Genomic DNA, 23,834 nt, shown 5'->3' on the forward strand with positions numbered 1-23,834 from the left:
TCTGCTCCTATTCAAGATTTCATGTCGTTATTATTGAACGAAATTTAGGTTTTATCTTACTGATAAATTTAACATTCGATATCTTATGGGGATAATCCATAAACCGCATAAGCTATTCATTTTTTGCAATAAGGCTTTTAAGTTTTTCATCGAAAACGTTCGGAGATATCGCGTAACAAGCTGAGAAAATGGGATTGTGTGACGGTCGGAAGCCAGCTTTTTCGGACGCAAAGCCCAATTGGTCGACGAGTATGATCCAGTGGGAAGTTAATCTCATTGAGTAATTCAATATTAATTTCGCGCTCCACTTGGTGTGCAGATATTAATGTTAATCGGTCGCTTTCAATTAATAGTTCACGAATCAGTATCTGTGAACTGGACTCAACTAAGCGTGTAGGTAGGGCGATATCTGCGTCGTTGAAAATGTCTTCGAAGGCTTGTCGAGTGGGTGTGCCTTTGGCGGGAACAACCCAAGCAAACTCAGCGAGATCTTTTGCGCTGATATGTTGTTTGCCCATTAAAGGGTGACCTTTACGTGCCACCACTGACAATGGTGGTGCCCATAACTCCTCCTGAACGACGTCGTCAGCTGGTGTTGGATGACGTAATGCACCTAAGATAATATCGATGTCACCTTGGCGTAAGTGGTGAAGCAAATCGGTGTATGGACCTTCTGTGACATTGATGTTCACATCAGGGTGACGTTCGTTAAATTGTAAAATCGACTTGGGCAGAATGGTCATACGCGCTAGAGGCATACTACCAACGGTTATCATGCTGACATCTTTGCTTTGTAATGCGTTGATCTCATAAATACCTTGGCGTAATTCGCTGAAAGCCAACTTTGTAGCTTTGGATAACGTCTGAGCCGCTTTCGTCGCACTTGTGCCAAGGCTGTTTTTTTCAAACAGAACCACCCCAAGCAGTCTTTCTAGGTCTCTTGCTGCGCGATGCACTGAAGACTGTGATACGGCCAAATTCCGGCTGGCAATGCTGAAGTTTTGTGCTTCGCTCACGGCAATTAACGCTCTTAATTGGGTCGTGCTGATCAAAGCGATTAAGTTCTTTGGTGCGCGCTCTTTTAGAGTATTGTCTTTGACGATGTCTTGTGTCGCGCGTTGGATATGATCAATCGCGCGGCTAACACGCTTTTGCCAGACTTCGCCAGCCGTAGTGGGATACATGCCATCAGAATGCCTCTCAAACAAAGACGCACCCAGTAAGCCTTCGAGTTTTGCAATGGCTTGTGTTATGGCTGGTTGAGATAGAAATATATGCTCAGAAGCTCGTGTGATGCTTTTGAGTTCAGCCACGGCAAGAAATACGCGCAGATGCCGTAAGTTTGGTATCGCTATTTCCATATGACCTCCTTATTTTCTTCCAACTATATCAAAAATGAATATTTAATGAATAGACATTATGGGTTCATCGCTTATTTATTCTTAGTCTGGACAGAAAAAAATCATTTGATAAGTTTACATGGAATGTAGGTGTTCTATTTTTTAAATGGAGAAAACTGGGCCTATATCAAAGTTGGAGTTGGGTATGTGTTTCCTATTCGTGGCAATGAATTCATCACGTTATTGAGTAATCATAAGGTGGCTTTGTTGAGCGTGGTGGGTTTGTGTGTCTGTTGGATAATCTTGCTTTTAAGTAGTTTTGATATGACTGAAGACGGCGGAAGTCTCTAGAAATAGTTTATACTGATATGAATTTTCCTATCAAAATACATGTCAAATTGTCATACAACAAACCGTGAGTTTTGGTATACGCTTCTTTTACCCCAGATAAAGGAGGCTTTTTATCCTTTTCTATTTAATTATTAAGAATATGACGTTCTTTTTTGGAATACGTTGGAGACAGCTACAATGTTACACCTAGGTCTAATTGGTCAGGCTATTGCCGCTTCTCGTTCTCCTTCTTTGCATATGATGCTAGGCGAACTTAAACAGCTGCCAGTGGACTATCAGTTACAAGTGCCTGAAGATGATACTGCGGGTTCCTTTAATGCCAAACTTGCTGAAATTCGTTCCTTGGGCTTTGTTGGTACGAATGTAACTTTTCCTTATAAGCAGATCGCTATAGACAGCGCAGACGAAGTAAACGACGCAGTGAAAAAAGTCGGTGCTAGCAATACCTTGTTACTGAAAGACGGTAAAATCCGTGCGTTTAATACTGATTACACTGGTTTTATCCGAGGTTATAAAGGCCGAGTAGGAGATTTACCTGCAGGCAAGGTATTAATGATCGGCGCGGGTGGCGTTGGTCGTGCTATTGGTTTTGCTCTATTTGAAGTGGGTGCGACTGAAGTACTTGTTACCGATTTGAGTGAACGCAGTGCTCAATCATTGGTCGATGCTATTAACGAGGCAGGCTACAAGGCGCGAGTTGTTGCGAAAGAAGACATGGCAGCCGCGGCTGCAGAAGCTGATGGCTTGGTTAACTGTACGCCAGTAGGACATATTAAAAGCCCTGGTATGCCATTATCCGCTGAGTTTATTGGCAATCAGAAATGGGCATTCGATGCTGTTTATACCCCAATGGATACTGAGTTTTTGGTAGAAGCGAATAGAAAAGGTCTGCAAATTGTGTCTGGCTTTGATTTGTTCTTTTATCAAGGAATCGATGCTTTCGAAATCTTCACTGGTCAGGAAGTAACGGATGTGAAACCTGTTTGGGATCAATTCCGTGAAAAATACGATGTAGTGAGCTCATTGATCTAGAGAGATTGTTGGTAACTAAATAAATTCATAGAATGAGTGATGAAGAGAAGACGCCAAATGGCGTCTTCTAGTTTGGTTTATCCACTAAGATAACTTTTCTCGTGATATAGTGCAGAGGTCTTACAAGAAAAAGAAAAGGCCTTTAAAATTTTCTATGATTAACTCCGATGACCGTAAATTGGTTGGGCAATCTGTCTATGAGCAGCTACGTTCAGATATCGTAACGGGTAAGCTTTCTCCAGGTGAAAAGCTTAAATTAAACGCCTTGCGTATTCGTTACAGTGCCAGTGTGAATACCTTACGTGAAACCTTGATGCGCTTAGTATCAGATGGTTTTGTACTATTTGTAGATCAAAAAGGTTTTACGGTAAAACCCGTTTCTACCGCCGATTTGCGTGAATTATTAGAGCTGAGACAAATGTTGGAGTTGTCGGCAGTACGCAAATCAATGGAAAATAAAATAGGTCATATGGAATGGAAGTCCGCTTTGATCAGCGCGCATTTTCGTTTGAACTGTGTTGAAAAGCTGATGATGGAAGATGAAGGTAGCCATGTTCAGGCATGGGAAAAAGCTGACCGAGACTTTCACGTTACCATGGTGTCTCATTGTGGTTCGCAGCAGTTGATTCGTTACCACGCATCAGTGATTGAGCTTTATATGCGTTATCAGGTGTTGGCGTTACACCGCCGGCCATTTCGCGGCCAAGCTTCTGTAGAAGAGCATCAGAAACTGCTTAAACATCTTCTTGATGATGAAATTGAGTCAGTATTGACTATCTTAGATTCGCATATCCAGAAAGGGTTGGTCCTACCAGATCCTGAAAAAATATCACTCAATACAAAATCTAAAGCTATCGCTTAACGCTCATTCGATATGATTTCTATGATGAAAACTCTAGCCGAGTTTAAAGCATATAACGCAATAAACCACGAGGATATGGTGACATGGAAGCCGTAATAAACATCACAGCACCGATCTTTTTTTTGATATTTGTGGGATTTATCTGTGTTCGATATTCCTTTCTGCCGCAAGCTGCAATTCCTGGATTGAGTCGGTTTGTTTTGTATCTTGCCTTGCCGGCTCTAATTTTCATGAAACTCTCTAGCATGGAGTTAAAAGAAGTTCTGCATTTTGATTATCTTGCGGTGTATGCCGCGAGTGGTTTAGCGACCTTTTTTATCATTGTATTTCTGAGCTGGCGATTATTGAAAAGTAGTTTGGTAGACGCCGGTGTGAGAGGTGTTGGTGCGACCATGTCAAACAGTGCCTTTATTGGCTTTCCTATCTTATTGCAGTTCTTTGATGATTCATTGACGCAGGCCTTTGTCATGTCGTTGATGATCGAAAATATTATCTTTTTGCCAATTTGCTTGATTTTTATAGAGACAGTATTAGGTAAGGGTGAGAGTAATGGGAAAGGTCTTTTTATCGTTGTTTTAAAACGTATTTCAACCAATCCACTGTTAATTGCTTTAGCCGCAGGTCTGGTGTTTTCTATTTTTGAACTCAGTTTGCCAAACTTTGTTGGTAAAGGTTTTGACCTACTGGCTGCATCTGCTTCTGCGGCAGCACTGATTGTGATTGGTGGGTCTTTGGTTGGTGTATCGATTAAAGGCCAATTAAGCCCCATTTTACTGGTGGCAGTAGGTAAGTTGGTACTATTTCCAGTGATTGTTACCTTGTTATTACTATTAGTGCCTAATATGGCTGAAGAGTTAAAAATCGCGGTGATTATTTTTGCTTCAGTGTCCATGTTTAGCTCTTATCCTATTGTTTGTGGGGAATACGGCGCTCGCAGTTTTTGCGCCAGCACCTTGCTGATTACTACAGTAATGTCATTTTTTACTTTAAGTGTCTTGCTGCGATTCTTTGTATAAAAATTAGAAAGTTTGATTGAATATTTACGCTGATTTATAGGAGCTACTATTATGTCTACCATCATGGTGTTGAACGGTCCAAATTTAAATTTATTGGGGACTCGTGAGCCTGCCACCTATGGCTACGAGACGTTAGCTGATGTAGAAGCTATGTGCCGCGAAGCAGCGCTATCATTAGGCCATGAAGTGGAATGTCATCAATCTAATCACGAAGGTGTACTGATTGATCTTATCCACGAGGCAGGTCGTCGAATTAAAGCGGGTGAAGTGTTGGGTGTTGTATTCAATCCAGGTGCTTATACTCACACATCCGTTGCACTTCACGATGCAATCAAAGGTGCCGACGTGCCAGTGATTGAGGTCCATATCTCTAACGTACACGCTCGCGAAGCGTTTCGTCACCACTCTTATATATCACCTGCTGCAGCGGGAATTGTGGTCGGTATGGGTGTGCAAGGTTATGTTTTAGGTATTCAAGGTTTGGTACACAAGCTTAAGGCATAAGTCCGTTAAGCCAAAACAGATACAGGCAGATATTGGCGGTCTATATCTGTTTTGTCTCAAGCGTCTACCTTCAAATTATGGGACTATCTTTGTGGTGGTGGTCAATGGGTTTATAGTAGCTGTCTAATGTTTGTGCTGTGTCGCGAATAGCATTCATAAATAGCTTTAACGCTAGAGAGGGGTGTGAATCGGCGCGTGTGGTTAACCCAACAGCACCCAAGGTCTCTTTTGTGTCAATTGGTAGCTCATCTAGCTCGCCATCCGAAATCTCGCGAGCAACAACACCACGAGAAATAATCCACACCGCATCGTTGTTGCGAATAAACTCTTTACCAAATGAATCTGATACTGTGTCGATTCTATCGGTGAGAGTGCTAACCCCTTGGGATAATAAAAAACGATCTACATAAGGCGCTGTAATGGAGCCTTTTGGTGGGTAGAGCACGGTGTAATTGGCAATATCGCTGATTTTAAAGTTTTCTTTTGTCAGCAAAGGATGATTTGGGCGAACGGTAAAGGTGACTTGCTCAGAATATAGATGTTGGAAGGATAAGCCAGACATGGTTTCAGGAACGCCTAAACGTCCGACAACTAAATCTAACTCACCTACTCTCAATTGACTCATCAACAAAGCGTTGGGGCCAGAGACGAGGTGAAGTCGAACATCAAGACCGCCAGTGCGAAAGCGTTTTACCGACTCTGGTAGGATACTCGTGGCAACGGTAGGCAACACGCCAATACTAATACTACTAATGCCTTTTTGTTGTGCTTGAGCGACGCGCTCGGTACCTTCTCGCAATGCTGCAACACTAGTGCTGGCATGTTCTAAAAACACTTTTCCAAAAGGCGTGAGCTCAACACCTTTCTTGCTTCTTTCTAGTAGTCTAACCCCCAAGATATCTTCTAACTCTTTGAGTTTTTTGGATACAGCGGGTTGGGTAAGCGCTAATACATCGGCAGCGCGAACCACGCTCCCTTGGCGCGTGACTTCTAAAAAGCATTGAAGGTGGCGATATTTAATACGGTTTTCTAACATGAAAAGTCTCCCATCGTACACGCATGGTTTCGGTCGCAGCTAACTTGGCTATTAGGTCGTCAGTCACTAAGTAATTAGGCGTGTTACAAGCGCCAATAAGGGAATGATTTTCCTATATTACACTCCTATGTTGCGCCATTGAAAAGGTGTCATGTATTCCTTTTTCGATATATTTTTGGCGCTTTATTTCATTCTTAAGATGACGTCCAATCTCAAAATCTTGTGCTAGCATCAATATTAGTAAATATTGAAGCAAAAAACAGGTTTGTTTCTCATATATCGTTTTCGTTATGAAATATAGACAGACAGGGCGTAAGAATGAAAACAGCACTCGCAACCGTAACCATATCTGGCACGCTGAGAGAAAAATTCGAAGCAGCGGCAAAAGCCGGCTTTCAAGGCGTGGAAATCTTCGAAAATGACTTAACTCAGTTTGATGGTACGCCAAAAGATGTGCGCCGTATGGCGCAAGATCTAGGTTTGGATATTATCGCCTTACAGCCATTCCGCGATATGGAAGGTATGCCTGAGCCAATGCGCTCGCAAAAGGCAAAGATGTTGCAGCACAAAATCGATGTTGCTCATGAGCTGGGTACGAATCGTTTGTTGTTTTGCAGTAACGTGCAGCCTTATTCATCTGCGGATCGTGACGTTTGCGCCGCGGACTTATTTGCTCTGGCTGAAATAGCCAAAAAAGAAGGCATCATGCTGGGTTATGAGGCGCTTGCTTGGGGTTACCATATCGCCGATTACCATGAAGCATGGGATTTGGTTAAACGTGTCGACCATCCAAACTTGGGGATCATTTTAGACACTTTCCATATGTTTTCCCGTGGCAACACGCTAGACGTATTGCGCGATGAGATACCGTTAAACAAGATTGCTCTTGTGCAAGTCGCTGATGCGCCAAGTCTACAAATGGACGTGTTGCAATACAGCCGACATTTCCGCTGCTTCCCTGGTCAAGGCGACATGCCTGTCGTCGAATTTTTACAAGTTTTGAAAGACAAAGGCTTTGATGACTATTTGTCTCATGAAATTTTCAACGACGAATTTCGTTCTTCTTCGCCATTAGAAAAAGCCATTGATGGTATGCGTTCATTGATTTGGCTTGATGACCAAACGGTGAGCAAACGTGAAGAGAAAACGGCTCCAATTGAAGCGCCACAAGTGAGTGATGTTGAGTTTATTGAGTTTGCCATTGAAGGCGAAAGCGGAGAAGCGTTAACCAATACTTTGGCCCAGTTAGGTTTTCATGAAACCCATAAACACCGTTCTAAAAACGTTAGCTTGATGCGCCAAGGAAATATTAATCTGATCTTAAACCGCGAACCGAAAAGCCAAGCCCACGAGCATTATCAAAAGCATGGTGTGTCAGTTTGTGCGATGGCGTTTGCCTCTGAAAACGTCAAAGCGACCTTGTCTCTTGCTGAGCGTTATCGAGTGGAGCGTTTTGAAAACCAAGCCGGTCCTGGGGAATTAAACATCCCAGCGCTTCGAGGTATTGGTGATAGCTTGGTGTATCTTGTTTCTGCAGACGCTGCGGTACGTTTTTTTGAAGTGGACTTTAAACCCATTCAAGGCATTCAAGGTGAAACGGGCGTTGGCTTAACTCGCTTTGATCACATTGGCCAAACCGTTTCCAACACTGACTTTTTGTCGGCGTCTTTCTTCTATAAATCCGTGTTTGGTTTCGATATCGATGCCAGCCAAGACTTGCCCGATATTCACGGGTTAGTAGTGAGCCGTACCGCATTAAGTAAAGACAAACGTGTGCGAATTCCATTGAACATGACCAATGCTCGTGATGCCTCGGCACAACGCTTCATTCAAAAATCTAAAGGTTCTGGCGTGCACCAAATTGCGTTTGCTTGTGATGATATTTTTGCCGCGGCAAAAAACATTGATAGCGAAAAACAGCTACCCATTCCACAGAACTACTATCGTGATATTGAAGCACGCTTTGGCTTGTCTTCAGATATGATTAAAAAATTGCAGTCACACAACATCATGTATGACCAAAATGACGAAGGCGAATTCTTCCATTTTTATACAGAAGAGGTGCATGGCGTCTTTTTTGAAGTTATTCAACGTGTTGGTGATTACAGCCGTTATGGCGAAGCCAATGCATTTGTCCGTCTTGCCTCACAGGCGCGCCAAGAGAAAAAATAAATCATTGTCATTGCGGGGAATGATGTATTTTAGGCGTATCCTTTTGTGAGGAAACTATGCCGGAGGAAGGAAGCTTCCTCCGGTTTTTTTACGCTTATGATTTTCTAATCTATTAATTATTAAGCTTGGGAGTTACCTGTCACTTGAAATTGACCTACCAACGAATTGAGCTTCAAAGCCGACAATCCAACACGTGATGAGCGTCTTTGTAGTGCGGCGATTGAACGTTGCATTTGCTCTGTCGCTGCGCCCATTTCATGAGCTGTTTTGGCGTTTTCTTTATTGCTTTTATTCAGCAATAAAATGGCATCAAACATGGTGTCGACTAATTCGTACAAGGCGCTGTCGCCCGTGTTACTTTGTTCATTCGCCAGTAGATTCTTATCGACGTTTTCGGCGCCTTTTTCCATAAAACTTACAGCACCGCGTGTTTCTTCCTGAATACCTTCAAGCATGGCTTGTATCTCTTCTGCTGCTGAAGCCGTTTTTGAGGCCAAACTACGAACTTCGTCAGCAACGACAGAAAACCCACGACCATGTTCACCAGCTCTTGCCGCTTCAATAGCTGCATTGAGTGCCAGAAGGTTGGTCTGATTAGTGATGTCTGAAATAGTGGTAATTATACCTGCCACTTCGTTGGTTTTTTGGTCAAGGGATTTAACCGACTCTGCTGTGGCTCGTACTACATCACGTATTTCTTGTGTGCCTGTTTTGGCGCTTTCTAGGCGAGACTGTGTTTCTGCTGCGACTTGATTCATAGCTTGCTTCAAATCATCTGCAGTTTTAGAAGCGCTTTGTACTTCGTTTATTTGTTGTTGAAATACGTTAAGCATGCTTTCAACTGTGGACTCGAGATAATGCGAGGCTTGGCTAGCTTCTTCATTAGTACGAACCATAAAGTCATTAGACTTTTTGACATTAGTACTGGCTGAAATAACTTGGCCCATGGTGGTATCTAGGTTGTCGATAAAACTGTTCATCCAGCGTCCCATATCGCCTGTTTCATCGTTGGAAAGATTATCGTCAAGGCGTTGTTTTAGGTTGCCTTCACCTTCAGCGATGGTTTGTATCACTTCGGTCATTTCGTTCATGCTATTGCTTATTCTTTTGGTGCTGAGCTTATTAAATAGGAGTCCTGCAACGCCTAAACTGGCGAAAGCCGCTATGCTGGTCAAGATGATAGATAAGTTTGTGAAAGCTTGTAATGAGGTGCTAACGACAAGAGGAATACTGGAAGCCAGTAGATAGCTTTTCATTAGTTTTAAGTTGATAGAGCGGCGACGGTAAACTTCTTCTAAATCGCCTTCGCACATCATGCCCCAAGTGTCTGGGCTGCCTTTTAGTTGAAAGGTTACGCCTTTGCCGATAACCGGAATATGTCGATAGTCAGAATAACCTGGGTAAGTCACAAAAAGATTTTGGCCATTCTTAATGGTTTCTCTCACACCTGGATGCAGTTCTTTTGTTGCTGGATCGGTAAAGCGGATTTCAAATTCAGTATGTTGTTGAACTTTTACTGTGCCGAATTTTGTATTGATGCCGCCTTTTAGATTTTCACCATGACTGAATGCGTTATCTTCAAAACGTGAACGGGAAAGTGCTGTACCGGGAAGTATGGATTTGTCGAATTCAGGTCTCACCATGAATAAATAGTTATCGCCGGATTCCTTATAAATATGACCAGCTTCGCGCTGAATAAGATCACTAACAGCATCATTAGGGACTCTGGCGCAAACAGCTCCGACACTGATACCGTTTTGTTTAATTGGTAGATAGAACATCAGTGTGACAGCGTCATGGAATTTTGAGCTGGAAGCACCGATGCTTAGTGTGTTTGGGTCAACATAAGGACCATGAAGGAAGGGTTCTTTGATACCGGCTTCGACGGCTTTTGCTTGTAGATCTATTTTGTTTACATGAGCTTTTGACGTTGAGTTGAGCACTTTTCCTTGGGTATCAATGATAAAGTATTCAGACACATCAGGGACGATATTTAGACGTTCTTCTAAGGCTCCTTGATCTATTTTTGGGAAATTTCCTGCAATGATTTCGAGTAGCACATCCAGTTGGGACCATTGATTGTTAACCCAAGTATCTAATAGTTTCACTCTTGTGTTAGCGATACTCTCGAAAGTCTTTTCGACATTTTCGTAAGTACATTTGTTTAGGTAACATGACCAAAAAAGTGAGAGGCGGCCATTACTGCCAAACCAAGGTAACCAACGACGTTCAGCCTGTGAGAGTAACATCTGATTGCTTTTTAAACTCATATATTGGGCTCCATTACAGTAAGCATTACTTCGTTGCAACGCTTTGAGGGGAGTTAATATCGAGCAATAATCTAGCCATAGTTAAGTATTTATTAAAGTTTAGTGTGATGTTCTATTAACTTATAAATAAGCATTATAATTCTCTATCTCTGATTAATTATGCAGTGGATTTATTGAGTAGGATAAATCCCATAATGATGGTTTGATTTTTTCTTGCTTTGTTTTGGTGCTTTTTTGCTGTTAAAAGTGAAAAAAGAGGCGCTTTTTTGGGGCGAATTTCTTTTTCTGTTAATAATTAGTTGATCTAAAAGAGTTTCATACTAGTTCCATATTCCACTTTTGAAATATAAAAAAACCTCATTAATATCTAATGGGCCGATATTAATGAGGTTTTAAAGTATGAGGCTTAAAAGGTCTACAAATGCTTAAACAAAAAAAGCATTGCGAGTGAGGTTCTCGGGTAGGTCATTTTTAACTACCACATTGTCTTCAATTCGAATGCCGCCATAAGGCATGAACTGCTGAATACGTTTCATATCGCAGCCATGATTTGGAATGTCTGCTTGCATTTTATCCAGTAGCATCGGAATAAAATACAGTCCTGGCTCTATGGTGATTACCATATTTTTCTCTAGTGTTCTTGTAAGACGTAAAAAGGGAGCATGTTCATCAGGCATACTGAGACCGCCCATTTTATCTGCTTGATGTCCGCCAACATCGTGAACTTGTAAGCCAAGTAGGTGACCCAAGCCATGAGGGAAGAAAACCTGTGGGATGCGTTTGTCTAATTGTTCTTCGACACTCAGTGCACAAATTTTATGTTCGTGCAGCAAAGACGCAATACCAGCTAACGTATCTTGATGCAAATCGCGGAAGCTAACACCAGACATGGCGCTGCGACAAAGCTTTTGTTCCATCATATCAAGACTTTCTACCAAGGCGCTGAAGTCATCATCGTGACGGGTAAAAGTACGAGTGATGTCACTGGCATAACCATGTTCGTTGGCGCCAGCGTCAATTAACAATGTGCGAGAGTCTGGCATTTTCTCTATGGATTTATGCTCATAGTGCAGCACAGCAGCGTGCTCATTTAAACCGACGATTCCTGGGTAAGGCTCTTGTGTGGCAGTTTGTTGGCTGGCTTTTAAAAATGCAAGATGGATCTCTAGCTCGCTCATGCCCGCTAAGAAAGCTTCTTTCGCCGCGATATGACCAGCTGTGCCGCGAATGCTGGCTTGACGCATGGCTTGAATCTCAAAGTCGGTCTTCACTGCTTTGTCAAAATCTACGTAGGCTTTTAAACCCTCACAAGCGACAGCGAATGACATGGCTTGTGGGCCAAGCCAAGCGATTTGTTTGGGTAAATCGGTAAACCATTTATCCGTTTTTTTCGCCGTAACAATATTCCAATTTTGCTGCCAATCACCGCTCGGAACAGGATTCGGCGCATGCCAAAAATCGTCTCGTACTGGCCAAACCAAAGTTGGTTTTTCACCCGTTTTAAGTACGATAAAGGTTTCTGCACCTAGGCTGAAGGGCAACCATTGTTGGGCGCCAGAATAAGCGTGAAACGGGTGAGTATGATCATCCTGAAAGTAATAACTTTTTTCCCCAGAGGCTAAAACAATGGCGTCTAGGCCAAAATATGCCATGGCGTCTTCGTATCGATGGGAAAGAACGTCGAGGTGTTCTTGGTAGGCTGTGGTCATAGAAAACTCGTGTATATCTGTAGTGTTAGCTCGAACGCAGTCTTGCGTCCTTTAAGACTGCGTTATGTAATCAGGGGGAATAATACTATTTAGAATTCGCTAAAATTAACGTGTTCTGACATTATTTTTTTGCTGTTACTTTATTGAATATGATAACTAATCCCTTAAAGGTAACAAACGCACAAAGGATAGAGAAGAAGGCCAGCAACAAATCGTTATCTACTTCAAATAAGCCTTTGAACGCATAGAAGAAAAGAATGGTTAAAATAATGCGCAAGAGGCTTTCGACCAGTTGCATAATTTTGGGTGAAGCAACCATTTCATGTTTCCTTGTTGTTGTGAGAACTTAGACTTTCCCACAAAACGTCACTTAAGCCAATTATTTGATCGGTAAATACACACAAGTCACATAATCTTTAGTGATATGAGTTTGTAATGGGCCTACTTCAAATATCTCGACGCCATAGTGTCGACGATTTACGCGTATGTTATTTAGGCGCATAAAGGTATAGAGCACGTGCCAAGCGAGGGATAAATTTTGGTAACAGCCCGTATAACGCAAGTGTAAATAGTTGCCTCGTAAAATTATTCGCTCGGGGGTTAGTTCACAGGGCGACAAATTTTGTATGGGAATGCCAAGTTTCCCCGAAAAATAATGATGGATAATATCCGCTTTTTTATAAAGAGCGAAGCTGGGGCCTGCAGGAGGATTTTCTGGGCCCAGTTCGGTAATTAAATCATGAAAACCTTGATCCATTTTTTGTGACATTGGCTGATTATTTACAACGAAAGGGCGGGTGACTGCATCGACATTATCTAACTTGGTTTGCTCCAACCATTCAAATGTTGGCGCATTGTATTCTTGATCTGATGTTGTGTTGTATTTACCGAGATACGCTAAAACTTTTAGAAGAGCCAATTCTGCGTCTTTTTCGGCGCGGATATTAAAAGCGCCTTGTTTCCAGCGTTGAAAAAATGGCAAGTTCCCTGTGATTTGGATAGTTACTAAAGTACGACCTTTTTGCTTGGTCAGGTCAATATTGAAATGCACGTCGCATGGGTAAAACGCTGGCGCTTCTAACAATGTATGAAAATAATGCGCCCCAGAGCGTGATGGCTCTAAAGTAATATATCCCTCTTTAATCAGTTTACCTTGCCATACTAAGCAGGAGGGGAAAATTGAATGAATACCTGAGTTTAGGTATTCATAATCGACATGGGCTTTTGGTTCATAAAGCAGCCAAGGTAACCAGCTTTGCCAATTTGTTAAATCGCCTAGGTCTTCTGAAACTATATCGATAGGAGCATCAATGACTGCATTTTGTCGGCTAAAAAACCGACCTTTTAAGAGAATAAGATACGCAAATATTAGAGCACTTAAAAACGTAACCAGTAGTAACATGACAACCATATTTGCCTCACCTTTCATGTGCATATGCAGCATTTGATTTAGCGCTTATCGGCTAATTTTCGTTATTAGGCAATCAGAATCTTGCTTTTCACAGCATAGTGTTTAATGTCTCTATATTGCAAGCGCGCGATTTTTGAGCAGTCTACGAGCACAATGAGGATAATTAAGATGAAGTCGACACTGGTATGGGATTGGCCTGTGCGAATTAGCCATTGGCTGATAGTGCTTTTGTTTACGGGTTTAATTGTCACAGGAAAATCAGAAAGCGATTATGTCCAGTACCATTTTTATATGGGCTATGGTTTGTCGGCGGTGATTATTGCTCGTGTACTTTATGGCTTTTACGGTTCCTACTACGCGCGCTTTAGTCAGTTTGTTAAGGGGCCAAAGGTTGCTTTTCGCTTTGCTATGTCGTTGTTATCAGGGCGACCTAAGAAATACTTAGGTCATAATCCAGTTGGTGCATTGATGGTGGTTATTTTATTGCTCGCACTTTCGGTTCAGTGGGGAACTGGGCTGTTTACTAGCGATGAAGTATTTTGGTTCGGGCCTTTTAATGCTCTGGTACCAGAAGAGTTTGCCAGTCAGTTAGCGTCTATCCATCGCTTTTTACCCAACGTCTTGCTTGGTTTAGTCGCTGTGCATGTACTTGCTGTACTTTACCATGAGCTATGTCTTAAAGAGCGCCTTATTGATGCTATGGTTCACGGTCGAAAAAAGCATCAGACAATGACATCGGTTGAGGTGAAGACGCCTCGCTGGGGTGTGATCTTTTCTTTATTGATGGGGCTTTCTTGGTTAGCAGCATTATGGATGATGCCTATTTAGCTCTGCTGATTTAATTGTATAGACAGGCTGGATATTTGCTATTATTGCCAGTAATAGAAATTTTTTATAAACACATGATCATATGGAAACCTTAGTGTCTGACGTAACAACTTCTAATTTACTTAATTTATTTGACGATCTACCGGATGCCCCTTTGCCAATATACGCCAAGTTAAAGCAGGCGATTACGATGAAGATTTCTTCTGGTGAGTGGCAAACGAATCAACGCGTTCCCTCTGAAGCAGAAGTGGTTAAGGCATTAGGCGTAAGTCGTATGACGGTGAATCGTGCATTAAGAGAGTTGACGGCAGAAGGGTATCTTGTTCGTCATCAAGGTCTTGGCACTTTTGTAGCAGAGAAAAAAGCTCACTCAGCCTTGTTTGAGGTTCATAACATCGCAGAAGAGGTGGCTGCTCGCGGCCATAAACATCATTCTGAGTTATTAGTACTGGAAGCGGCCAAAGCCACCATGGAAGAAGCTATGACGCTTGGTGTTCGAACCAATCATGGGATTTTCCGCTCCGTCGTTTTGCACTTTGAAAACGATTTGCCGATTCAAATAGAAGAACGCATTGTTAATACGACGTTAGCGCCAGATTATGATAAACAAGATTTTGCCAAACACACGCCTTATGAATATCTAATGAGCGTGGCGCCAATGACAGAAGGTGAGCATTTGGTGGAAGCTATTTTGCCCAATGCTATTGAATGCGAACGACTGCAAATTCGAGGCTCAGAGCCTTGTTTGCAAATAAAGCGTCGTACTTGGGCGGGCGATGACATAGTCACCGCTGCGCGTTTACTCCACCCAGGCTCTCGCTTCCAATTATTCGGGCATTTTGGCCGTTAATCCAACTTAGTAATTTTGATGAAAACGCCACTGCCTTTTCTTAATGTGGCGTTAATGTTTTCTGATCCAATCACCATGCTGTGTGCTTTGACTGACATAGCGTCGGCATTCTCTATTTCAAGCACGCTGTCTTCACAAACATAGAAACCATTAAACAAGGTGTTGTTTGAAAATGAGAGAAAGCAGAGCGCTGTGCATGCCTGAACTTTGGCTTGCGTGTCTGTGTCTCTCACCATGATGTTCAGGTCTTCAATCTTGCCGTTTTTCAGTGTGGCAAGTGTTTCATCCCCGCCTGAAAAGCGTGCTATGTCTAAAGGCTTGCTGAGAATGTTAAGGTGATTGTCACTGCTATTCGTGTGTTCCAGAGCCATGCCTTCGCCAGATAGTAAGACCAGGGTACGATGCAATCCGCTGAAGTCTGAAAATACGCCATTTTCAACCACAGACGCTTGGCTGATACGAAAACGCAGGCCATCGTTATCTTCATAACGTTGAATTTCTAGAGTTTCCCCAAGGCCGTTTTTCCATGGCATTCGCTGGTATTCTGCTTGCTCGATAATAATAACGCTAGGCATGATACATGGCCTTTTTAATGACTTGAGTAAAGGCCAAGCGGCTGCTTTCTTCTTGCTGGTGGTGGAAGTTTTGGATGGTGTGATTGCCCGCAACGAAGACGTCTTTCACAAGGTTTTCATTAGTGGCGAAGAGCCAGCGATTGAGCAGGTCTTTGGCTTCGCTCGCTGCGATAAAAGGATGAGATTCGTCGAGCACCATAAAGTCAGCACGGTTACCTTCAGCTAATCCTAATGACACGTCGCAGGCTTGGTTGCCGCCCAGCAAGGCTTGCTGGTAAATATTGTCGCCAACGCTAGTTTGGTCAGGGCGATACAAGCGGTTACGCTGTTGATCCCGTAGGCGCTGTCCGTATTCATAAGTGCGTAACTCTTCGACAATCGATAAACTCACATGACTGTCCGAGCCAATCCCCCAACGACCGTTTTCTTGCTCGAAGGCTACACCCGGGAAAATACCATCTCCAAGGTTTGCTTCAGTAGTCGGGCAAAGTCCAGCTACCGCTTGGCTGGTGGCAATGGTTTGGCGTTCGGCATCAGTTAGGTGGGTAGCATGAACCAAACACCAGCGCTCGTTCAAACCAATTTCATTATTAAGCCATTCCACAGGGCGTTGACCACTGAAGGCGAGACTGTCTTGCACTTCTTTTTGTTGCTCGGCGATGTGGATGTGTATCGGAACGTCTTGTTTTAACGCAGAGAGTACAGTCTCAATTTGTGGCTTGGTCACTGCACGCAGTGAGTGAAAGCAAATCCCCAATTTATGAATAGGATGATTGGCGAGTGCTTTATCGCATGCTTGATGCAAGGCTAAATAAGAATCTGTGCTGTTGATGAAGCGCGCTTGTCCGGCGTTCGGTGCTTGTCCTCCAAAACCGGAGTGAGAATACAGCACAGGTAACAAAGTTAAGCCCAGCCCAGACTCGTCTGCTGCAGCGATGATCTGATTCGACATTTCTCCGAGCTGACCATAATGCTTGCCGCCAATATCGTGATGCAAGTAATGAAATTCGCCGACTTGTGTATAACCGGCTTTTAGCATGTCGATATAAAGCTGTTTGGCGATGATATGTGCGTCGTCTGGTGTGAGCTTTTGCACGATTTTGTACATCAGATCGCGCCAACTCCAAAAACTATCATTCGGATTTAAGCTGACTTCTGCGGCTCCCGCCATTACTCGCTGAAAGGCATGAGAATGCACGTTAGCAAGCGTTGGTAAGACGGGGCCAGATAAAACGTGGCAGTCTGTTGTTGGCACGCTGTCTGCTGAAAAAGAGTGAAATTGACCATTTTTAACAGAGAAAAGCACATCTTTCGCCCAGCCAGAAGAGAGCAAAGCGCGTTGTGCAAAATAGTATTGAGCATTGTCGCAATGAGTGGCGTGTTGGCTAGTCACAATTCATTTCCTAATGGATGTTGATCTTTTGAGTGTAATAGAAAATACGATGTATATACAAGTTTGTTTGTATAGGGTTTATTATCTATCTATTTTATGCCGTTTTTGATGTTTGTTTTATAAGGTTTTTTTCATTTTCGTTTGATTTTTCATCCACTATTGTTGATTTTAACTCGATTTATTTGAAAAAATGGCTTGCATCTAGAAAAGTTAGATTCTATCTTTAAGTTAATTGTATATACATGTTGGTTAAATATTTCTTTAAGCAGAATAAAAAGACATTCTTTGATAGGTGAAAAAATGACTAAGCAAACACTCGCTCAAAAACGTTATCGCGCTGGTGTCGTAAAGGCCGCAACGGGAACAACACTGACCGCAAAATCTTGGTTCACGGAAGCGCCAATGCGTATGTTGATGAACAACCTTGATCCTGATGTAGCAGAAAACCCAGAAGAATTAGTGGTTTACGGTGGTATCGGTCGTGCAGCACGTGATTGGGAAAGTTATGACAAAATCGTTGAATCCCTCAAAGAGCTAGAAGAAGATGAAACTTTGCTGGTGCAATCTGGTAAGCCAGTGGGCGTTTTCAAAACCCACAGCAATGCACCGCGTGTACTGATTGCTAACTCCAACCTAGTGCCACATTGGGCAAACTGGGAACACTTTAACGAGTTAGATGCGAAAGGTTTGGCAATGTATGGCCAGATGACGGCGGGTTCTTGGATCTATATTGGTAGCCAAGGCATTGTGCAAGGCACCTATGAAACCTTCGTTGAAGCGGGTCGTCAGCATTACGATGGTAAATTGGCCGGTCGCTGGGTATTAACAGCGGGTCTTGGCGGCATGGGTGGCGCTCAGCCGCTAGCGGCGACTTTGGCAGGCGCGTGTTCATTGAATATCGAATGTCAGCAAAGCCGTATCGATTTCCGTTTGCGTACTCGCTATGTGGACGAGCAAGCAACAGACCTAGATGACGCCATGGCGCGCATCAAAAAATACACAGCGGAAGGAAAAGCAGTGTCTATCGCGCTTTGCGGTAATGCTGCAGAAATTCTACCTGAAATGGTAAAACGTGGTATTCGCCCAGATATGGTGACAGACCAAACATCGGCTCATGATCCATTAAACGGCTACTTGCCATTGGGCATGAGCTGGGAAGAATACCGAGAAAAATCTCAGACAGAACCTCAGGCTATTGTAAAAGCCGCGAAACAATCCATGGCGAAGCATGTTCAAGCCATGTTGGATTTCCAAAAAATGGGCGTGCCGACCTTTGATTACGGTAACAACATTCGCCAAATGGCGATGGAAGAAGGTATCGAAAACGCTTTTGATTTCCCAGGGTTTGTACCTGCTTACATTCGTCCTTTGTTCTGTCGTGGTATCGGGCCTTTCCGTTGGGCAGCTTTGTCTGGCGACCCAGAAGATATCTATAAAACCGATGCCAAAGTAAAAGAGGTGATCGCGGACGATGAACATTTACATCATTGGTTAGACATGGCGCGTGAACGTATTCAGTTCCAAGGTTTGCCAGCGCGTATTTGTTGGGTGGGTCTTGGTCAGCGCGCGAAACTTGGTCTAGCCTTTAACGAAATGGTGCGTAGCGGTGAATTGTCTGCGCCAATTGTTATTGGTCGTGACCATTTGGACTCTGGTTCTGTATCTAGCCCGAACCGCGAAACGGAAGGCATGCAAGATGGCTCAGATGCCGTCTCAGATTGGCCTCTATTGAATGCCTTGTTGAACACAGCATCTGGCGCAACTTGGGTATCTTTGCACCACGGTGGCGGCGTTGGGATGGGCTTCTCTCAGCATTCCGGCATGGTAATTGTGTGTGACGGTAGTGATGACGCAGCAGCGCGTATTGCTCGCGTGTTGCATAACGACCCAGCGACTGGCGTGATGCGTCATGCGGATGCGGGTTATGATATTGCCATCGATTGCGCGAAAGAGCAGGGGCTTAACTTGCCAATGATCACTGGCGCTCAAGCTAAATAAGCTATTGCGAAACTTGCCTACTAACGTTTATTAGGCAGATCGTAGCTTTAATAAAATAGTTATTAAAAATTTAAAATAATATTGCAGAACATCGCTTAGAAACTGGAGATCACCATGTTTGAATTGACCATAAAACCAGGCCAATTGACGCTAAACGAATTGCGTCAAATCAGCCGTCGTCACGTTAAATTAGCCCTAGACGAAAGCGCTTTCCCTGCGATTCATGCCAGCACACAAGTTGTTAATGATGTGATTGCACAAAATCGCACGGTATACGGTATTAACACAGGTTTTGGTTTGTTGGCGAACACGCGTATTGCACCAGAAGATTTGGATGAGTTACAACGCAGTATCGTACTGTCTCATGCAGCGGGCATCGGTCAGCTAATGGAAGACAAAACCGTCAAATTGATTATGGCGCTGAAAGTAAACAGCCTTGCCCGTGGTTTCTCTGGTATTCGTCTTGAAGTGATTCAAGCGTTGCTGACCTTGATTAATAAAGAAGTGTATCCATGCATTCCGAAAAAAGGTTCGGTAGGTGCGTCGGGTGATTTAGCGCCATTGGCGCATATGAGTACGATTTTGCTAGGGGAAGGTAAAGCCCGCTACCGTGGTGAAGTCATTTCTGGTCAAGCAGCTTTGTCTATCGCAGGGCTTGAGCCAATTGCTTTAGCACCAAAAGAAGGTCTAGCACTGTTAAACGGCACGCAAGCATCGACGGCGTTTGCCCTAGAAGGTTTATTTGAAGCGGAAGATTTGTTTGCGTCCGCTGTTGTGTGTGGCTCTTTGTCTGTGGAAGCAGCGCTTGGTAGCCGTAGCCCATTCGATGCGCGAATTCATGAAGTGCGCGGGCATCAAACGCAAATGGATGCCGCGGCAGCGTATCGTCACCTATTAGGGGAAACATCAGAGTTGGGCGATTCTCACCAAGGTTGTGAGAAAGTCCAAGATCCGTACTCACTACGTTGCCAACCGCAAGTTATGGGGGCGTGCCTAGAGCAAATTCGCAGCACTGCAAAAGTCTTGTGTGTGGAAGCGAACTCAGTATCGGACAACCCATTAGTATTTGCCGCGGAAGGCGACATCATTTCTGGCGGTAATTTCCATGCAGAGCCTGTCGCTATGGCGGCAGATAACCTTGCTTTGGCGATTGCTGAAATTGGTAGTTTGTCAGAACGTCGTATGGCGTTGTTGATCGACAGTAACTTGAGCAAACTGCCTCCGTTTCTAGTAGACAATGGCGGTGTAAACTCTGGGTTCATGATTGCGCAAGTAACGGCAGCGGCATTGGCGAGCGAGAATAAAACCTACGCGCACCCTGCGTCTGTTGATAGTTTGCCGACTTCGGCGAACCAAGAAGACCACGTTTCTATGGCGACCTTCGCAGCGCGCCGCTTGAAAGACATGGCGGAAAATACCCGCGGTATCTTAGCAGTGGAAATTCTGTCTGCGGTACAAGGTTTGGACTTCCGCGCACCATTGAAATCCAGCAAACGTCTAGAAAACGCTCGTGCGACATTGCGTGCTCGTGTGCCTTTCTATGATAAAGACCGTTACTTCGCGACCGATATTGAAAAAGCGAATGAACTCTTGTTGGAAGCGGTTCATAACGACACCATGCCTGATGGCTTGTTACCAAGTTTGGTTGTGTAATCTGCTGAGTTAGATTTTAAAAGCAGTTCTTTAGGAACTGCTTTTTTCGTTTTTACTATGATGCTATGGCATCAATGATCGTTATAAAAATTGAGCGAAAAAGAGGGGCTATGGCACACAGCATGACAGAAAATATGACTCAAGATTCTTTTATGAAGTTAGACAGTTTATGGCGCAACGCGCACGTGGCGACCATGGCAAATGGTCGTTATAGCGTGATTGAAAACGCAGCGATAGGCGTCGTTGGTGGCTGTATTGCTTGGATTGGCGAAGCACATGACCTGCCAGCCTATGAGGCTCAGGCTGAACATGATTTAGGCGGTGGTTGGGTTACACCGGGTTTGATCGATTGTCACACGCACCTTGTGTTCGGCGGCAACCGCGCAGGTGAATTCGAACAACGGTTGAATGGCGTAAGTTATCAAGAAATCGCCAAGCAGGGCGGCGGTATCGCTTCCTCTGTGAAAGCCACTCGTGACGCCAGCGAAGTGAAGTTAATCGCTAGCGCTTCTCGTCGTCTGAAAAGCTTAATAGCCGATGGTGTGACCACAGTTGAGATCAAATCTGGCTATGGTCTGTCCCTCGATGCAGAATTGAAAATGCTTAGCGTAGCGACGGAACTAGGAAAGCAATTTCCCGTGACGGTAAAACGTACTTGTTTGGCAGCACATGCCATGCCGCCAGAATATGACGATAAAGACGCTTATATTGATTACCTATGTGACACGGTTCTACCAAAAGTGGCTGAGCTTGGCGTGGCTGATGCGGTGGATGCTTTTTGCGAAGGCATTGCCTTTAGCACCGAGCAAGTGGCGCGCTATTTTAAAACCGCAGAGTCATTGGGCTTGCCAGTGAAAATCCATGCGGAGCAATTGTCTTCGTTAGGTGGAACTTCTATGGCATCGTCGTTCAAGGCGTTGTCGGCGGATCATATTGAATTTATTGAAGAATCAGACGTAAAAGCCATGGCAGAATCTGGCACGGTTGCGGTGTTATTGCCGGGGGCGTTTTTTACATTAAAAGAAACTCAACGTCCGCCGATCGCCTTGCTGCGCCAATATGGCGTGCCGATGGCGATTGCCACGGATGCAAACCCCGGTACCTCTCCAGCGTTATCGCTTCGACTGATGATGAACATGGCCTGTACCTTGTTCGCACTAACGCCAGAAGAGTCTTTGGCGGGCGCGACCATCCATGCTGCAAAAGCATTGGGTATGGCGGATACACATGGTAGCTTAGAAGTGGGGAAAGCCGCTGACTTTGTGTGCTGGGATGTAGAAAGCCCAGGTGAGCTAAGCTATTGGCTTGGCGGCAACCTAGTAAAAAATAGAATCTATGAAGGCAAAAGTAGTTAAGAGGAAACATAATGACAACGCATGACGTATTAGCCGTACCGGCATTTGATTTTATTCAGGGCGATTCGCCTTTGCTAGTCAGCATGCCGCATTCTGGTTTGAACTTAACGGCTGAGGTACAAGCTGGATTGACAGATCAAGCTAAAAAACTGCCCGATACCGATTGGTTTATTCCTGAGCTTTATGATTTTTTGGAGTCATTGGGGGTGGGCTTTATCAAGGCAAATTACTCCCGTTATGTTATTGACCTTAATCGTCCCTATGATGACAAGCCACTTTACGCGACGAAAACCACGGGTCTGTTCCCCGACATTTTATTCGAAGACACGCCTGTTTTTGCTGAAGGTAAAGCACCAAGTGACGAGCATAAAACCTTTTGCAAAGAGCATATTTGGAAACCCTATCATGGCACGATTGAGCAAGAACTCGCGCGACTCAAAGCCAAATTCGGCTACGCTATATTGTTCGATGCCCACAGCATCGCAGCGGAAGTGCCTATGCTATTTGAAGGCACGCTGCCGGATTTTAACTGGGGCACTAATGAAGGCAAAGCGTGCGATGCGGCTATCGCCAATGCCGTTACGCAAATATTGCGACCGAACTACACGCAAGTACTCAATGGCCGTTTTAAAGGCGGCTACATTACTCGCCATTTCGGCCAACCAAACGACGGCATTCACGCCATCCAGCTCGAACTTTCTCAAGCAACTTACATTAACGACGAACTAGCGAAAGAATCTGAGTATCAGCTTGATAAGCAGAAACAGCCATTAATTACACAGCAGCTGAAAGACGTGATTGAGGCATTAACAGCGATTAGGCTGTAGTTTGCTGGAATATTAAAAATATAGTGATTGGAATTTAACAGTTCTAACCACTATATTTTTAGTTACTCTGTAAGTGCGAGGCGGACGTTATGTATCAAAGAGTATTGGATTTTTGGTTTAACGATATTGAACCAAATCAATGGTTTGAGAAAAACATCGACTTTGATAACACAATAAAAAATCGTTTCGGAGAACTTCATCAACAAGCCGTTCAGGGAGAACTGTCTGTTTGGCGTCATTCTCCTAAAAGCGCCTTGGCTGAAATAATCATACTGGACCAATTCTCACGTAATATTTACCGCGATAAACCAGCATCCTTTGCTGCTGACCCTATGGCTTTAGCCTTGGCTCAAGTGGCTATCTCCAAAGGTTTTGACCAAGAGTTATCGCTTTCAGAGCGAAGCTTTTTATATATGCCGTATATGCACAGTGAATCCGCTGTGATTCATGAGGAAGCAGTAACTCTATTTAGAGATTTGGGAATAGTTAATAATCTGGATTTCGAGTTAAAACACAAAAAAATTGTGGATCGTTTCGGCCGTTATCCACACAGAAATGCTATTTTAGGTCGTCAGTCTTCTGCAGAAGAGTTGGCATTTTTAGAAGAGCCTAATTCAAGTTTTTAAAAACAGTATATTAAGCTTATTTTGCG

The 23,834-nt window shown here is 43.8% G+C and carries 20 protein-coding genes; 12 read left to right on the forward strand and 8 right to left on the reverse strand.

Annotated features, from left to right (window positions below; all coding sequences use genetic code 11):
• Positions 1-146 precede the first annotated feature (146 nt).
• The gene (locus JSY38_RS12285; protein WP_205113435.1) at positions 147-1,361 is read right to left on the reverse strand and encodes a LysR family transcriptional regulator; all 1,215 of its coding nucleotides are present in this window, start codon (positions 1,359-1,361) and stop codon (positions 147-149) included.
• Between the two features lie 507 nt (positions 1,362-1,868).
• Between JSY38_RS12285 and JSY38_RS12290 the strand changes: the two genes are divergently transcribed.
• The 4 genes from JSY38_RS12290 to aroQ all read left to right on the forward strand — a co-directional run bounded on the left by JSY38_RS12290 (position 1,869) and on the right by aroQ (position 5,105).
• The gene (locus tag JSY38_RS12290) at positions 1,869-2,723 is read left to right on the forward strand and encodes a shikimate dehydrogenase family protein (RefSeq protein ID WP_205113436.1); all 855 of its coding nucleotides are present in this window, start codon (positions 1,869-1,871) and stop codon (positions 2,721-2,723) included.
• Positions 2,724-2,877: 154 nt separating this feature from the next.
• Positions 2,878-3,585, forward strand: a complete 708-nt coding sequence (locus JSY38_RS12295) for a GntR family transcriptional regulator (RefSeq protein WP_114411290.1) — start codon at positions 2,878-2,880, stop codon at positions 3,583-3,585.
• An 83-nt stretch (positions 3,586-3,668) separates the two neighbouring features.
• A complete protein-coding gene (locus JSY38_RS12300; protein ID WP_205113437.1) occupies positions 3,669-4,601 on the forward strand; it encodes an AEC family transporter in 933 nt (310 codons plus the stop codon).
• 51 nt (positions 4,602-4,652) lie between these two features.
• Complete coding sequence (gene aroQ / locus JSY38_RS12305; RefSeq protein WP_114411288.1) at positions 4,653-5,105, forward strand: type II 3-dehydroquinate dehydratase; 453 nt, start codon at positions 4,653-4,655, stop codon at positions 5,103-5,105.
• Positions 5,106-5,175: 70 nt separating this feature from the next.
• On the opposite strand, the gene pcaQ is transcribed toward aroQ, so the two are convergent.
• The gene (pcaQ, locus tag JSY38_RS12310; RefSeq protein WP_114411287.1) at positions 5,176-6,141 is read right to left on the reverse strand and encodes a pca operon transcription factor PcaQ; all 966 of its coding nucleotides are present in this window, start codon (positions 6,139-6,141) and stop codon (positions 5,176-5,178) included.
• A 318-nt stretch (positions 6,142-6,459) separates the two neighbouring features.
• Here pcaQ and JSY38_RS12315 point away from each other — a divergent pair, with 318 nt between their 5' ends.
• A complete protein-coding gene (locus JSY38_RS12315; RefSeq protein WP_205113438.1) occupies positions 6,460-8,313 on the forward strand; it encodes a bifunctional sugar phosphate isomerase/epimerase/4-hydroxyphenylpyruvate dioxygenase family protein in 1,854 nt (617 codons plus the stop codon).
• Between the two features lie 119 nt (positions 8,314-8,432).
• Here JSY38_RS12315 and JSY38_RS12320 read toward each other — a convergent pair whose 3' ends face one another.
• The 4 genes from JSY38_RS12320 to JSY38_RS12335 form a co-directional block, all read right to left on the reverse strand.
• Complete coding sequence (locus JSY38_RS12320; RefSeq protein WP_205113439.1) at positions 8,433-10,583, reverse strand: methyl-accepting chemotaxis protein; 2,151 nt, start codon at positions 10,581-10,583, stop codon at positions 8,433-8,435.
• Between the two features lie 425 nt (positions 10,584-11,008).
• Positions 11,009-12,292 carry a Xaa-Pro dipeptidase gene (gene pepQ / locus JSY38_RS12325; protein ID WP_205113440.1) on the reverse strand — a complete coding sequence of 428 codons (1,284 nt, stop codon included), beginning with the start codon at positions 12,290-12,292 and terminating at the stop codon, positions 11,009-11,011.
• 121 nt (positions 12,293-12,413) lie between these two features.
• The gene (locus tag JSY38_RS12330; RefSeq protein WP_114411283.1) at positions 12,414-12,611 is read right to left on the reverse strand and encodes a hypothetical protein; all 198 of its coding nucleotides are present in this window, start codon (positions 12,609-12,611) and stop codon (positions 12,414-12,416) included.
• Positions 12,612-12,671: 60 nt separating this feature from the next.
• Positions 12,672-13,703 carry an SRPBCC family protein gene (locus JSY38_RS12335; protein WP_205113441.1) on the reverse strand — a complete coding sequence of 344 codons (1,032 nt, stop codon included), beginning with the start codon at positions 13,701-13,703 and terminating at the stop codon, positions 12,672-12,674.
• Positions 13,704-13,871: 168 nt separating this feature from the next.
• On the opposite strand from JSY38_RS12335, the gene JSY38_RS12340 reads away from it, so the two are divergent.
• Positions 13,872-14,531: a cytochrome b/b6 domain-containing protein gene (locus JSY38_RS12340; protein WP_114411282.1), complete on the forward strand. Its 660-nt coding sequence runs from the start codon at positions 13,872-13,874 to the stop codon at positions 14,529-14,531.
• A gap of 94 nt (positions 14,532-14,625) precedes the next feature.
• Positions 14,626-15,381 (forward strand): histidine utilization repressor, encoded by a 756-nt coding sequence (hutC, locus tag JSY38_RS12345; RefSeq protein WP_239543963.1) that lies wholly within the window; start codon positions 14,626-14,628, stop codon positions 15,379-15,381.
• Here the strand turns inward: hutC and JSY38_RS12350 are convergent.
• Both JSY38_RS12350 and JSY38_RS12355 read right to left on the reverse strand, forming a co-directional pair.
• Complete coding sequence (locus JSY38_RS12350) at positions 15,378-15,956, reverse strand: HutD/Ves family protein (RefSeq protein ID WP_205113443.1); 579 nt, start codon at positions 15,954-15,956, stop codon at positions 15,378-15,380. The genes hutC and JSY38_RS12350 overlap by 4 nt on opposite strands.
• On the reverse strand, positions 15,949-17,349 hold the full coding sequence (locus JSY38_RS12355) for a formimidoylglutamate deiminase (RefSeq protein WP_205113444.1): 1,401 nt from the start codon (positions 17,347-17,349) through the stop codon (positions 15,949-15,951). The genes JSY38_RS12350 and JSY38_RS12355 overlap by 8 nt, the downstream gene beginning before the upstream one ends.
• Before the next feature lie 300 nt (positions 17,350-17,649).
• Between JSY38_RS12355 and hutU the strand changes: the two genes are divergently transcribed.
• The 5 genes from hutU (at position 17,650) to JSY38_RS12380 (ending at position 23,808) form a co-directional block, all read left to right on the forward strand.
• On the forward strand, positions 17,650-19,347 hold the full coding sequence (gene hutU / locus JSY38_RS12360) for a urocanate hydratase (protein ID WP_205113445.1): 1,698 nt from the start codon (positions 17,650-17,652) through the stop codon (positions 19,345-19,347).
• Between the two features lie 114 nt (positions 19,348-19,461).
• The gene (gene hutH, locus JSY38_RS12365) at positions 19,462-21,000 is read left to right on the forward strand and encodes a histidine ammonia-lyase (RefSeq protein WP_205113446.1); all 1,539 of its coding nucleotides are present in this window, start codon (positions 19,462-19,464) and stop codon (positions 20,998-21,000) included.
• A 134-nt stretch (positions 21,001-21,134) separates the two neighbouring features.
• Positions 21,135-22,355 (forward strand): imidazolonepropionase, encoded by a 1,221-nt coding sequence (gene hutI / locus JSY38_RS12370; RefSeq protein ID WP_205116807.1) that lies wholly within the window; start codon positions 21,135-21,137, stop codon positions 22,353-22,355.
• Between the two features lie 11 nt (positions 22,356-22,366).
• Complete coding sequence (gene hutG, locus JSY38_RS12375) at positions 22,367-23,182, forward strand: N-formylglutamate deformylase (protein ID WP_205113447.1); 816 nt, start codon at positions 22,367-22,369, stop codon at positions 23,180-23,182.
• 89 nt (positions 23,183-23,271) lie between these two features.
• On the forward strand, positions 23,272-23,808 hold the full coding sequence (locus JSY38_RS12380; RefSeq protein WP_205113448.1) for a DUF924 family protein: 537 nt from the start codon (positions 23,272-23,274) through the stop codon (positions 23,806-23,808).
• Positions 23,809-23,834: the final 26 nt, after the last annotated feature.

This window comes from Marinomonas foliarum, assembly GCF_016906065.1.
Classification (GTDB): Bacteria; Pseudomonadota; Gammaproteobacteria; order Pseudomonadales; family Marinomonadaceae; genus Marinomonas; species Marinomonas foliarum.